The sequence below is a fragment of the Kribbella sp. NPDC049584 genome, from assembly GCF_040675555.1.
In the GTDB taxonomy this organism is placed as follows: domain Bacteria; phylum Actinomycetota; class Actinomycetes; order Propionibacteriales; family Kribbellaceae; genus Kribbella.
In genome coordinates this window covers 35,063-48,101 of the sequence record NZ_JBFAPF010000006.1, presented here as the reverse complement: position 1 = coordinate 48,101, position 13,039 = coordinate 35,063, and the positions used below count along the sequence as shown (strand labels likewise).

Below are 13,039 nucleotides of genomic sequence, written 5' to 3'. Positions count from 1 at the left end.
AACCATGCCGTCGAACCGTCACGTTGCGACGATCAGTCCGGCCCGGCGCCTGTTGGACGTGCTGGTAGGCGGGCTACTGCTGATCCTTGCGTCACCTCTGCTGGCAGTCGTCGCCGTACTGCTTCTCGTCACGAACGGCCGGCCGGTGCTGTTCCGGCAAACGCGGGTGGGCGAGAATGGACGGCCGTTCACGCTGTACAAGTTCCGGACCATGCGATTGCTTGCCTCCGGCCCCGAAATCACCGCCGCGACGGACGTGCGGATCACCCGGATCGGCGGGTTCCTCCGGCGTACGGCGATCGACGAACTGCCGCAACTCTGGCACGTGCTTCGCGGACAGATGACGCTGGTGGGTCCGAGGCCGGAGAGCGCCGCGTTGGCCGCCGGGTATCCGGAAGCATGCCGGCCGGTGCTACAGGCCCGGCCAGGACTGACCGGTCCGGCGCAATTGCAGTACCGCGAGCGGTCCGCCGTACCACCGGACGGCCGGACCGATGTGGAGCGTTGGTACCTCGAGGTTCTGGTGCCGCTGCGGGTCGCCGCCGACCGCGAGTACCTGGACCGGCCGACCGTCCGACGCACCCTCTATTACTTGCTGGTGACTGCCTTGTTCGTGGTCGGACTCGCCGACCTGCAGCAGCCGGTCGGTGCTCAGACCGCCTCTTCCTCATAGGTCTCGACGGGCTTCACGGCGATCGGGTCACAGCGGGCGTTGAGACAACTCCCGCTGTTCACGTCGAACTCGAAATTGTGGCCCAGGCAACGCAGCACACCGTTCACCACAACGCCGGTCTCCGCCAGATCCTCTCCGGCGTGCGGGCAGTAGCGGCTCACCCGGATCTGCCTGCCTCCGACGGTGAACTCGGTGGTCTCCTCAGGATCCCGCGCGGCCTCGAACTCCTCGACCGCTCGCAGCGCTGCACGGTCGGCATGCTTCAGCAAACCGACCAGGTAGTCGTTGTACCGGTCGGGCTCCCGGCGCGCGATGAAGCGCAGCGAAAGCAGAAGCTCCTCCCAGCGGGTTCGGCCCGAGACGACACCGTCCAGCCAGCGGCCGTCCATCGACAGCCGGTAGTCGGCGTGCCCCTCGCCACCGTCCAGCTCGACCACCACGCGGTCCGGCCCGATGTGCGCGTCCCACACCCCGCCGAACGGCCCGGAGACATCGAACCGCAAGGTCATGCCGATTCGGGCCAGGAAATACTCCGACAGCGTGCCGAGTGACTCCAGATGGGCCTTGAAGCGCTGCGCCAAACCGGACTGCGGCTCAGGGTTCGCCGCCCAGGCAGCGTCGATCGCGCGGCGGCGCCGAGCGGCGTACTCCTTCAGATAGCGCCGCCGCTCCTCGGGTCCTGCGTCCAGCGTGAAGCCGGACCAGTGCGGGTCGCGGACGACGGACAGGTCATCCAGCCGGATCTGGTCACCGGGGAGGAGACACGCCCCTGCCTGGCTCGGGATCCGCTCCGCGAGCCATGCCAGCGACTCACTCTGGTCGGGGAAGATTCCGCCCGGTCGCAGTCCGCTGTTCAACTCGAACAGGTCGTCGTCGAGGAAGCACGGCGGACCCGCGTACGGCATCACCAGCCGAGGCTCGACCTGCCGGACCAGCCTTGTCACGGCCTTGAACTTGCCGATCCGCTTGATCGTCGAGATCCGCTCGCACTCGACCTCGTCGTACTCGTACCGGATCGGATGCCAGCTGGCGCCGGACATCTGCACACCCATCAGGTCCAGCGGTCCCCCGATCTCGGTCATCGCCCGTCGCGCCTGGCTGAGCGAGATTCGCGCGTCGTTCGTGTGCAGCACGCTCCGTTCCCCGATCTTCAGCAGTACGGCGGAGTCGTGGCTCATCGGGCACTGCTCGGGAATGACCGTCAGCCAGTCGTGCTCGCCCAATGGATACCGCTGCCACGCGTCGAGAACGACGATCCGGGTCCGCCCGATCGCGTGCAGCCGACGCTGGATGATCGTCGAGGGATACCGCGGCACGACCACCGGAACCGACTGCGGCAGTCCCGCGAGCAGGTCGAGGTCAAGGTGGTCCAGATGCTCGTGCGAGACCACGACCAGATCGACGTCGAGCAATTCGGGCGTCAGCACGTGCGAGTTGTCCGGAAACGGGAACCACGAGCCGAGGAACGCGCCACCGGGCGACAGCCACGGGTCGGCGAGGACGCGGACATCCGCTCCGTCGATCCGCAATCCGGCATGCCCCAGCGCAGTGATCATCGGCTCGCCCATGTCACCAGGCTCCCCGGGCCGTCCGGGACGAGCATCCCCCGCCCGCACGAGAACCTCTACGTCAATGCCCGTAGGCGGCCCGGTCAGCTTTCGTGAGCGAGCGAAGGATTCCTGCTGTAGGCGCGGTCTAGCGGCTGGCCTGCGGCTGCCACATTTCGTAGTTCCCGCATTCTGCAGTGATCTCGGCCGTTTCCTGGGCCGCGGCCAGGAAGTCGTCGACCATTCGTGAGGATCGCGATTCGGCCACTGCGAGGCACACCTGTTCGGGCGCCAGTTCCGGGATCGGCACATAGCTGATGTCGGGGCGTGAGTAGAACACGGTCTCCGACCGCCCGACGAACGAGATGCCCCGGCCCGCCGCGACGTGCTCGAGCTTCTCCTCGACCCCGCGCGCCCGGACTCCGGAGTCTGGGTGCGGGCGCCTGGTGGGCTGCGTGCTCGGGTCGGCATGCCAGACCACTGGCTCACCGTCCAGGTCGGCTTCGGAGACCTCCTCCTTGCCGACCAGCCGGTGGTCGCTCGGCAGCGCCACCATGAGCGGCTCGGTGTAGAGCGGAGTCAGGCGCAGCCCGGTTTCGTCGACAGGCAGTCGCACGAAGCCGACGTCGACGCGGCCGTCCAGCAGCATCAGGGCCTGGTCGTCCCACTCCATCCGCTGCACGTCCACGACCACATCCGGGCTCCGGGCCTCGAACGCCCGCGCCGCCGGGATGACTGGGATGCCGGTCCGGAAGCCAATGACCAGCCGCTGGCTCCCGCGGCCGGCGACGGACACCCGCCGCCGGACCGCGCGCACAGAGGCGAGCAGCGGGCCGGCGTCGTCCAGCAGCTGTCGACCCGCGTCGGTCAGCTCCACGCCGTGGCTGTCCCTGGCGAACAGCGAGACACCGAGATCCTTCTCCAGAGCGCGGATCTGCCGACTGAGCACCGGTTGCGCGATGTGCAGCTCCTCGGCGGCGCGGCCGAAGTGCAACCGGTCGGCGACAGCGACGAAGTAGCGCAGTTTGCGCAGGTCCAGATCCATGGGAGCCTCCCGGTCCGGCGATGCCTTCAAGGTATCACCACCGCTGAAAGAGGTCTTGGACACGCACTCCGGCCGGGTGGCATTGTCAATGGGGCACAAACTAATCCGATCAAAGAAATTCCGCACCGATCCTCACCGGGATTGGGCGGAAATGCTGTGCTGTCCAGCTGCAGAAAGCAGGCACATTATGAGCAACGTCAGTTTTATCGGCATCGGCGGAATGGCTCGCTCAATAGCGACTCGCGCGGTCGCGGGCGGCAATTCGGTCGAGCTCGTCGGCCGCGACGCCGCCAAGGCCACAGCCCTGGCGGCAGAGCTCGGCGGCGGGGCCACGGTGGGGACGTTCGGCACCGTCCCTGCAGGCGACATCGTCGTCCTCGCCGTGCCGTACACGAGCGCCGTCGCGGTCGTCACCCAGTACGGCGATGCGCTGGCCGGCAAGGTCATCATCGATATCTCCAACACCTTCAATGCCGACGCAACCGGGCTCGTCACGCCTGACGGTGTGTCCGGAGCGCAGGAGATCGCCAAGGCCGCTCCGGCGAACGCGCACGTCGTGAAGGCCTTCAACACCGTCTTCGGCCACGTGCTGGCCCAGGGCCGTCCGTTGGACGTGCTCTTCGCCGGGGACGACGCGGGGGCCAAGGCCGACGTGTCGACGTTCATCGAAAGTCTCGGGCTACGTCCGCTCGACGTCGGTGGCCTGGAAATGGCTCGCTGGCTGGAAGGTGTCGGGCCGCTCCTGATGGGCGCGGCCCGCCACGGCGCGGGGACCTTCGACATTGCCCTCAGCATCAACGTTCTGGGCTGAGCGCACTCAACCCTTCACCTACCGACACAGAAGGACACAACGTGCGAGTTTTCGTCGCCGGCGGGACCGGCCACTCCGGTTCGTACATCATTCCCGAGCTCGTTGCCGCCGGCCACGAGGTCACTGCCCTGGCCCGGTCGGACGCCGCCGCGACGGCGCTGTCCACACTCGACGTGAAGGTACGTCTCGGCGACCTCGAGGATCTCGACGGGTTGAAGGAGGCGGCCGCGGACGCCGACGGCGTCATCCACGTCGCGCACCGGCAGGACCTGTTGCTGTCTGGCGGGATGGATGCCGTGGCGGCCGCGGAGGTCCCGATCATGCTCGCGTACGGCGAAGCGCTGGCGGGCACCGGGAAGCCGCTGGTCGCCGCGGGGAGCATCGGCTCGCCGGGGAACTTGGGCCGGCCGGCCACCGAGGACGACCCGGCCCTTCCGGTCGGCGACGAGCACCGGGGCACCCTGCGGGCTCGTAACGTCGTGGAATCCGCCGTGATCGGCCTTGCCGAGCGGGGAGTGCGGGCATCGGTCGTGCGGCTTGCCAACATCGCCCACAGCACGACCGATCGTTCCGGCTTCCTCGTGCAGCTGATCGCGCTCGCGAGAGAGAAGGGCTTCGCCGGCTACCCCGGAGACGGCGCGAACCTGTGGAACGCCGTACACATCCGCGACACCGCCTCCTTGTTCCGGCTGGCGCTGGAGAAGGGGCCGGCCGGCAGGTACTGGCACGCGGTCGGAGACGGGGCCATCCCGCTCCGCGCGATCGCCGAGGCCATCGGCAGCCGCCTGGGCCTGCCCGCCGTGAGCGTGCCCGTCGACGAGCTGGTGCTACCGGGGTACTTCGGGTTCCTCGCGAACATCGTCACGCAGACCTACCCGGCCTCCAATCTCATCACTCGCCGAACTCTCGGCTGGGAACCAGCTCAGCCCGGCCTGCTCGCCGATCTGGACAACGGCCACTACTTCTCCGCTGAGCGTATTTAACCTCCGGGCTTTCCGGGTTTACATCAATTCAAGGGAGTAATTGTGGGAAAGCTCGATGGCAAGGTAGCCGTGATCACCGGCGGCTCAACCGGCATGGCGCTGGCCGGCGCCGAATTGTTCGTGGCCGAAGGAGCTTACGTCTTCATCATGGGCCGGCGGCAGGACGCGCTGGACGCGGCCGTCAAACAAATCGGCCGGAACGTGACCGCAGTACAGGGCGATGCGGCTGATCTGGACGACCTCGACCGCTTGTACGACACGGTCAAGCAGGAGAAGGGCTCGATCGACGTCCTGTGGGCCAGCGCCGGGATGGGCGAGCCGGGCAAGCTCGGTGAGATCACCGAGGAGCAGTTCCATGCCGCCTTCTGGCTGAACGCGCGCGGGACGCTGTTCACGGTGCAGAAGGCTCTGCCGTTGATGAACGACGAGGGCTCGATCTTCATGACGGGGTCGAACGCCTCGCTCGGGGCCTTCCCCGGATGGAGTCTGTACGCCGGGAGCAAGGCCGTCCAGCAGGCCTGGGCCCGCGTGTGGCTCAACGAGCTGAAGGACAGGCGGATCCGGGTGAACGTATTGACCCCCGGTCAGGTCGCGACCGCGAAGCAGGAGGAACTGTTCGACGAGGAAACGAAGGCCGCGTTCGAGTCGCTGATCCCGCGGGGAAAGATGGGCCGCCCTGAGGAGATCGCCGCGGTCGCGCTGTTCCTCGCCTCCGACGACTCGAGCTACGTGAACGGCCTGGAACTGGTCGCCGACGGCGGCACCACGGCGATCTGACTGAGAGCCCATTGACGCCTTGGTTCTGACACTGCACGACAAAGCAAGATCGAGCACGAGGAAGAGCGGACACATCATGAGCAGCATCAGCATCATCGGCACGGGGAACATGGCCGCCACTATCGGCACCCTGGCCATCAAGGGCGGCAACACCGTCGAGGTGATCGGGCGCGACGCAGCCAAGTCCGTGGCCCTGGCCAAGTCGCTCGGCGGCGGCGCCACGGCCGGGACGTTCGGGGCCGCTCCGGCCGGCGACATCGTCATCCTCGCGGTGCTGTTCGACAGCGCCGTACCGGTCGTCCGCGAGTTCGGGGACGCGCTGGCCGGCAAGATCATCGTCGACATCACCAACCCCTTCGACGCCACCGGCACTGGGCTGGCAGTCCCTCACGACACCTCCGTCGCGCAAAGGGTGGCCGAGGCCGCGCCCGCGAGCGCCCAGGTCGTGAAGGCGTTCAACACCCTCTTCCGCCACGTGCTCGCCCAAGGCGGCCCGGTGGACGTATTCATGGCCGGCGGCGATGCGCAAGCCAAGGCCAGCGTGTCAGCGTTCATCGAAAGCCTCGGACTGCGCCCGCGAGACACCGGCAACCTGCACATGGCCCACTGGGTAGAGGGAGCAGGCGTGTTGACAATGGGCCTGGCCCGCCACGGCGTAGGCAACTTCAACTTCTCCCTAGCCATCAACAACCTCAGCTGAGTTGGCCATAAGCCCTTAGATATAAGCTACTTCGGCCCGAGACCCGCTAACATACGCAGGTGCTGAACCAGCAGAGACCCACGGTGCGCCGGCTCGCACTCGTCGCAGTACTCGCACTAACAGCCTGCGGCCAACAGTTCGACAACCCCAGTCCCAGCCCGACTCCAACGGTTGCCACCCTGACAGTCGCCCAGGCAACGAAGGCCGCGCTCACACTCGCCGACCTGCCGAAAGGCTGGGATGGTGGTGTCGCGGTGGATCCAAGTCCGAGTGCAGGCGCGGGGACGACGCAGTACGAACCGGCGGACTGCGGAATCGTTGTCGGCAACCCGCTGAGGCGCCTGGCTCCGCCTGCTACCTCGATCCGGGGGCAGTATTTCGTCCGGCAACCTCTCCTGGGGATCACCGAACTGATCTACTCCTGGCCGACCAGCCAGCTGTCGATCGTCGGAAAGATCGCCGACGCACTGCCGCATTGCAGGACGGTCAGCGGCACGACGTCGGTCCGGACCGACTTGAGGATGACGGTCAAGGAGGTGGCTGTGCCGGGCCTGAAGGACGGCATCGCTCTACGCACCGAGCTGATCGACTCGGATACTCCCAACCAGACCTTCGTGCTTCACACTGCCACGGTGATACGCGGAGGCACCGTGCTCCGCATCTTTGACGTCAGCGATACGTTCCCCACCGATGCGGCGTTTGCAAAGCTTCTGACGAAGGCGGTGGCTCGGCTTGATGCCGCTGCGCACTAGTTCAATCTCACTTGTGGTACGCCGGTTCGCAGTGGTCGGCGTGCTGTTGTTGAGCGCGTGCGCGCACCAGGCGGACGACACCACCCCTACGCCGAGCTCACCGACCGTCGTTCCGCTGACAGTGGCACAGGCGTCCAAAGCGGCACTGACCGTCGCCGACCTGCCGAAGGGGTGGGAAGGTGGGGTGGCGCCGGATCGGACGCCGACGCTTGGGCTGCCGATCACCTACGATCCGGCCGACTGTCAGCTGCTGCGCGACCCGCTGCGTGATCGGGAGACACCCAGCACGACCATTCGGGGACAGTACTTTCTGCGGGCCGACAGCCCGAGCGACGACAAGGTCGTGACCGAGGTGATCGCGTCGTGGCCGGCTTCGCAGCTTCCGCTGGTTCGGAACATCGTCGCCGTGCTGCCGCGCTGTGCGACCTTTGGCGGAGCGCTGGAAGGCGAGACGTTCAAGTCGTTCGCACGCCAACTGCCGGTGCCCGGTTTGCGGGATGGCATCGCAATCCGATTCGGGGACCCGAAGGATCGGAAACTGACCTCCGAGAGCTACCGCGCGTACGTGGCCAGAGGCGGCACTCTGCTGACACTACGAGCCGGAAGCGAGACCTTCCCGACTGACGCCGCGTTTGTCCGGTTCGTCAACACCGCGGTCGCTCGGCTTGATGTTGTTGGTTAGTGGCGGCGTTCTATGTGGGGTTTGAGGGTGCCGTCGTAGAGGTTGGGTGGGAGGCCTTGGAGTAGGTCTGGTAGGTGGAAGGTTTGGAAGAGGGACAGGTCGAAGAAGGCGACCGCGTGGACGATCGCGGTGGCGGTGAGGGTGAGGACCTGGATCTGGAAGGCGCGGTGGATGTTGTCGCGGGGGTCCCGCATGTAGACGGCGAACGCGGGTAGGCCGTTGGCCTTCAGCGGGACGAGGTATTGGTCGCCGGGGCGCTCGGCCGGGCAGTGGGTGGAGATGAGGCGGCCGATGTCGCGGGCGCCGCGGAACCACGACGTGAACGGCGGCATCTCCCAGATCGCGTCGTCGGTGAAGAGCGCGACGATCGCGGGTACGTCGTACTGCTCGAACGCCGCGCGATACCGGGTCAGCAGAGCTTCGTCGGGGACGACGGTCGGCGCCGCGACGACCGGCACCGGCCGTACGTCGCCAAGCAGGGTCGTGATGCGAGCAGCGGGCCAGCCCTCGATGTCGTGGAGGATCGTGGCGGCCCGCTCGCGCGGTGGGATGCGCTGGAGGGCGGCGATCAGGCCGAGGTCGATCGGGCGGCCGTCCATGAGATGCTCGGGAATCGGCTCGAGCCAGAGGACCTCCGAGCTCTCCGACAGTGGGCCCTCCGGATGCGCGCTGGAAGCGGCCAGGTCCGACGGCAGCGGACGCGTCCCGGCGTGGGTGAGGCAGGCGAGAGTGGCATCCCCGTAGTTGGATACTCCGTCCGCGATCGAGACGGCTTCCGTGATGGAGCCGAGCATGCGGTAGCAGTGCGCGATCATTCCGGAGTCGTCCATACCTACTCCATCAGCGGTTAGTTCGGGGCATGCCTTTGTTCGATGGTGTCGAGGAGCCAGGCCAGGCCCGGTTCGAAGCTGTCGGGCTGGGCGGCGAAACCCTCGCGCAGGAGCGGGGCGATGTGCGGGTGGTCACCGCTCTCGGCGCGTTCGGTCAGGTAGTTGTTGACGGTCGTCGTCCACTCCCCGGCGGCATTCGGGTCCGTCGGTACGGCGCGGCGCTGGGCGGAGATGCGGGTGACGTAGCCGACGGTGTAGTCGTTGACGGCTGTCGCGATGCTCCAGGCCTCGTCCGCGGTGATCGACAGCGGTGCCAACGCGCGGATCCACTCGTCGAGCACGCGGAGGGTGTTCGGTCCGAGCTGGATGCGGTCGACCAGCAATTCGATCGACCACGGGTGCGCCAACCCTTGGTCCCTGGTACGCCGGGCGATCGCCTCGAGCGCACTCCGCCAATCATCGGGCAGGTCCGCACCGAGCACGCTCTCCCCGGCGAGCTGGTCGAACATCAGGTCGAGCAGGTCGTCCTTGCTCGACACGTGACCGTACAAACTCATCGGCCTGACACCCAGCCCGGCCGCGACGCTACGGATCGAGACGGCGTCCAGTCCGTCCCGGTCCGCGATCGAGATCGCCGCCTGCACGATGGACTCCCGGGTGAGCGTCCGGCGCCGCGGCTGGCGATCGTTCCGCGCCCAGACCGGTCCCACGGGCTGGGAATTGTCGTCGGGCGACGAGGAAAGCGCCATGTCGGGCATCGTACGACTCCGGTACGCCGACATCGAGCCACCCGGTCACGGGACCTTGACCGGCGGCGGCACCGGGTATCCGCCGGCGAAGGCATCGAACTCCGCGGCATCCGGCTCGCCCGCGACGTCCGACTGCTTCTTCTCGGCGACGAAGAACAGGATGCCGATCACGACCAGGCACACCGCGATCGCCGCGAACAGCCACTGCCGCTCCATGCCCGCGCGCAGGTCGATCGTGCGAGCCGTCGCGACCGCAAGGATCCACAGCAACGACAACGGCATCAGCCGCGTCCAGCCGAAGTGCATGAACTGGTCGTACCGCAGCCGCGGCAACGATCCCCGCAGCCAGATGAACACGAAGATGAAGAACAGCACCTTGCCCATGAACCACAGGACCGGCCAGTAGCCGCTGTTGGCGCGGTCCCAGAAACTGATCGGCCAGGGCGCGTGCCAGCCACCGAGGAACAGCGTGGTCGCCAGCGCCGACACCGTCCCCATGTTCACGTACTCCGCGAGGAAGAACAGCATGAACTTCGCCCCCGAGTACTCGGTGTGGAATCCACCGACCAACTCCCCCTCGGCCTCGGGCAGGTCGAACGGCGCGCGATTGGTCTCGCCGACCATCGAGATCACGTAGACCACGAACGACGGCGCGAGGATCAGCCCGTACCAGATCCGATCCTGCGCCGCGACGATCTGCGAGGTCGACATCGATCCGGCGTACAGGAACACGGCGACGAACGAGAGCCCCATCGAGACCTCGTACGAGATCATCTGGGCGCTCGAACGCAGCCCGCCGAGCAGTGAGTACGTCGACCCGGACGACCAGCCGCCCAGCACGATCCCATAGATGCCGACCGACGCCATCGCGAGCACGAAGATCACCCCGACCGGCATGTCGGTCAGCTGCAACGGTGTATGGATATCGCTCCACGGCAGCCGCACCGTCGGCCCGAACGGGATCACCGACCAGGTCAGGAACGCCGGAACCACGACGATGAGCGGCGCGCACAGGAAGATCAGCTTGTCGGCCGTCTTCGGGATCAGGTCCTCTTTCAGGATCAGCTTCATGCCGTCGGCCAGTGACTGCAGCAGGCCGAACGGACCGTTGACACTGGGGCCGATGCGCTGCTGCATCCGGGCGACCACCCGGCGCTCCGCCCAGATGTTGAAGAGCGTCAGCAGCATCAGGATCACGAAGATCAGCACTGCCTTCAACAGCATGAGCCACCAGGCGTCGTGGCCGAACTGCGTCAGCCCGGGCATGAGACATCACCTCGTCCACTCGACTCCCTTAACAGATACGGTGTATCAGTTAAGGAGGTCGAGTCGCAAGGTGGACGGTCAGCCCGTCGGCCAGTCCCGCTGGTGGTTCTCGAGGTGAGCGGCCAAGGCCAGCGCGGTCAGGTCCTGGTGGTGTGGCACCGCCAACTGAGCGCCGATGGGGAGGCCCGACGAGGACCAGCCGGCGTTGACGGTGGTGGCCGGGTGGTGCGACATGTTGTAGGGGACGGTGAAGGCGATGTGTTCGAACGGCTTGGACGGGTCGTCGGTCGGATACGCGAGCTCCGCGGCGAACGCGGTGATCGGCGCGACCGGCGAAAGGATCACGTCGTACGTCGTGAACACCCGCCCGACCGCAGCCGCCATCGCACCCATCTGGCTGTAGCCGTGGAAGACGTCGAATCCGGACAGATCGCCCGCGGTCGACACCCATTCCCGGATCTGCGGGAGGACCTTCGCCCGCCGCTCCTCGGGCAGCGCCGCGATGTCCGCGGCCGAGCGGATCCGCCAGAAGCGATCCAGCCCGTCGAGCATCTCGCGGGTGATGATCGGGGCGATCGGCTCGACCAGAGCGCCGGCCTTCTCGAGCTGACTCGCGGTCGACGAGACCGCCGCCGCGACCTCAGGATCGACGGGCAGGCCCACGCCGGCGTCCAGCAACAAAGCGACGCGGAGACCGTCGATCGTGATCTCGTTGCGGTCCGGGCCGGCCGGCAGTGACGTGTAGTCCCGCGGGTCGTACCCCGAGATCACCGACAACGCCAGCGCCGCGTCGGCCGCCGTACGGGTGAGTGGGCCGATCGCCCTTCCAGGGTAGGGATTCCCGACTGCGACCCGCCCGTGTGTGGGCTTGATGCCGACCAGCCCGCACCAGCCCGCCGGCAACCGGATCGAGCCGCCGATGTCGGTCCCGAGGTGGATCGGACCATAGCCGGCCGCCGCGGCCGCCGCGGCACCTGCGCTCGACCCACCCGCCGTCTTCGTGACATCCCACGGATTGCGGGTCAGGTGATGGAACGTCGACACCCCGGACGAGAGCATCCCGTACTCCGGCATCGTGGTCTTGCTGAAGATCACCGCTCCGGCGTCCCGCAACCGCGCCGCAGCCGGCGCGTCCTCCGCAGCCGGGATCAGCTCTGTCGCCGCGGTCCCCTGCGGTACCGGCGTACCCCGGGTCGCGATGTTCTCCTTCACCGTGACCGGTACGCCGTCCAGCGCGCCCGCCGAGCCGTCCCGCCAGCGGCGCTCCGATTCATGAGCGGCCGCCCGCGCGCCCGCAGGATCTAGGGCATAGAGGGCAGAGATCCGAGGTTCGAACTGCTCCACGCGCGCCAGCACGTCGTCGATCACCTCGACGGGTGACACCGAGCCGTCGCGGTATTTCGCCAGCAGTTCAACGGCAGTCAGGTCGGCGAGATTCATCCAGGCCTCCTCAGTTCGGTGGGTCGAAGCGGCCGTCGACCGCGGTCCAGCCGCCGTCGACCGCGAGTACGCTCCCGGTCACGAAGCTCGCGGCGTCTGATGCGAGATAGACCACAGCGCCGGCGAGCTCGCTCGGTTGGGCCCACCGACCGAGTGCGCCCTTCTGCGCATACGCGTCGTACCAGCCCGGATCGGCCTTGATCTGGGCGGTGAGCGGGGTCTCGACGACGCCGGGTGCGATCGCGTTAGCCCGTACGCCGGACGGCCCGAGCTCGGCCGCCGCCGTACGCAACAACTGCACGAGGCCGGCTTTGGTTGCCGCATACACCGATTGCCCCGGCTCGACCGTCGTCCCGCGGATCGAGCTGAATCCGATGATGCTGCCGCTCCCCCGCTCCGCCATCCCCCTGCCGAACGCGCGGATCAACTGGAACGACGCCCGCAGGTTCAGCGACACGACCCGGTCGAACTCCTCGCCGCTGTAGTCGAGGATCCGCTTCCGCACATTGGTCGCCGCCGTGAACACCAGCACGTCCACGGGATCCAACTCATCAACCGCCAGCGTGATCGCCGCGTCGTCCAGAACATCCAGTTCGTACGCCGTGAGCGCGTTTCCCGCCGTCTCGCGAGCCGCCGCGACGTCCCGGTCCGCACACGTGACCTGCGCGCCGTGCGCAGCCAACGCCAATGCGCTCTCGCGCCCGATCCCACTCCCCGCGCCGATCACCAGCGCGTGCTTGCCGTCAAGCCGGAACAGATTCGCGTACTCCATGCGGGTCACCTC

14 protein-coding genes are annotated in these 13,039 nt (G+C 67.3%); 7 read left to right on the top strand and 7 right to left on the bottom strand.

All coding sequences use genetic code 11. The annotated features are described in order from the left end of the window. Positions 1–4 precede the first annotated feature (4 nt). Positions 5–673 carry a sugar transferase gene (locus AB0J62_RS21535; RefSeq protein WP_363873655.1) on the top strand — a complete coding sequence of 223 codons (669 nt, stop codon included), beginning with the start codon at positions 5–7 and terminating at the stop codon, positions 671–673. Here AB0J62_RS21535 and AB0J62_RS21530 read toward each other — a convergent pair. Together AB0J62_RS21530 and AB0J62_RS21525 are read right to left on the bottom strand one after the other, a co-directional pair. Beyond that, the gene (locus AB0J62_RS21530) at positions 652–2,241 is read right to left on the bottom strand and encodes an MBL fold metallo-hydrolase (RefSeq protein ID WP_363873652.1); all 1,590 of its coding nucleotides are present in this window, start codon (positions 2,239–2,241) and stop codon (positions 652–654) included. The two genes, AB0J62_RS21535 and AB0J62_RS21530, sit on opposite strands and share 22 nt — an antisense overlap. Positions 2,242–2,368: 127 nt before the next feature. Further along, positions 2,369–3,265: a LysR substrate-binding domain-containing protein gene (locus AB0J62_RS21525; RefSeq protein ID WP_363873649.1), complete on the bottom strand. Its 897-nt coding sequence runs from the start codon at positions 3,263–3,265 to the stop codon at positions 2,369–2,371. Between the two features lie 187 nt (positions 3,266–3,452). Here AB0J62_RS21525 and AB0J62_RS21520 point away from each other — a divergent pair, with 187 nt between their 5' ends. From AB0J62_RS21520 to AB0J62_RS21495, 6 genes are all read left to right on the top strand, one after another. Continuing rightward, positions 3,453–4,076 (top strand): NAD(P)-binding domain-containing protein, encoded by a 624-nt coding sequence (locus AB0J62_RS21520; protein ID WP_363873646.1) that lies wholly within the window; start codon positions 3,453–3,455, stop codon positions 4,074–4,076. Between the two features lie 41 nt (positions 4,077–4,117). After that, positions 4,118–5,059, top strand: coding sequence for an SDR family oxidoreductase (locus AB0J62_RS21515; protein ID WP_363873643.1), 942 nt, complete (start codon positions 4,118–4,120; stop codon positions 5,057–5,059). A 42-nt stretch (positions 5,060–5,101) separates the two neighbouring features. Further along, entirely contained in the window at positions 5,102–5,836 is a 735-nt protein-coding gene (locus tag AB0J62_RS21510) for an SDR family oxidoreductase (RefSeq protein ID WP_363873640.1), read from the top strand. A 76-nt stretch (positions 5,837–5,912) separates the two neighbouring features. Further along, on the top strand, positions 5,913–6,536 hold the full coding sequence (locus AB0J62_RS21505) for an NAD(P)-binding domain-containing protein (RefSeq protein WP_363873637.1): 624 nt from the start codon (positions 5,913–5,915) through the stop codon (positions 6,534–6,536). 542 nt (positions 6,537–7,078) lie between these two features. Next, complete coding sequence (locus tag AB0J62_RS21500; RefSeq protein WP_363873634.1) at positions 7,079–7,288, top strand: hypothetical protein; 210 nt, start codon at positions 7,079–7,081, stop codon at positions 7,286–7,288. Positions 7,289–7,319: 31 nt separating this feature from the next. Beyond that, complete coding sequence (locus AB0J62_RS21495) at positions 7,320–7,970, top strand: hypothetical protein (RefSeq protein ID WP_363873631.1); 651 nt, start codon at positions 7,320–7,322, stop codon at positions 7,968–7,970. On the opposite strand, the gene AB0J62_RS21490 is transcribed toward AB0J62_RS21495, so the two are convergent. The 5 genes from AB0J62_RS21490 to AB0J62_RS21470 all read right to left on the bottom strand — a co-directional run bounded on the left by AB0J62_RS21490 (position 7,967) and on the right by AB0J62_RS21470 (position 13,027). Further along, the gene (locus AB0J62_RS21490; RefSeq protein ID WP_363873628.1) at positions 7,967–8,800 is read right to left on the bottom strand and encodes a hypothetical protein; all 834 of its coding nucleotides are present in this window, start codon (positions 8,798–8,800) and stop codon (positions 7,967–7,969) included. The two genes, AB0J62_RS21495 and AB0J62_RS21490, sit on opposite strands and share 4 nt — an antisense overlap. Positions 8,801–8,817: 17 nt before the next feature. Beyond that, on the bottom strand, positions 8,818–9,549 hold the full coding sequence (locus AB0J62_RS21485) for a TetR/AcrR family transcriptional regulator (RefSeq protein WP_363873625.1): 732 nt from the start codon (positions 9,547–9,549) through the stop codon (positions 8,818–8,820). A 45-nt stretch (positions 9,550–9,594) separates the two neighbouring features. Then, complete coding sequence (nuoH, locus tag AB0J62_RS21480) at positions 9,595–10,815, bottom strand: NADH-quinone oxidoreductase subunit NuoH (protein ID WP_363873622.1); 1,221 nt, start codon at positions 10,813–10,815, stop codon at positions 9,595–9,597. 78 nt (positions 10,816–10,893) lie between these two features. Then, complete coding sequence (locus AB0J62_RS21475; RefSeq protein ID WP_363873619.1) at positions 10,894–12,255, bottom strand: amidase; 1,362 nt, start codon at positions 12,253–12,255, stop codon at positions 10,894–10,896. A gap of 10 nt (positions 12,256–12,265) precedes the next feature. Then, on the bottom strand, positions 12,266–13,027 hold the full coding sequence (locus AB0J62_RS21470; RefSeq protein WP_363873616.1) for an SDR family oxidoreductase: 762 nt from the start codon (positions 13,025–13,027) through the stop codon (positions 12,266–12,268). Positions 13,028–13,039 lie beyond the last annotated feature (12 nt).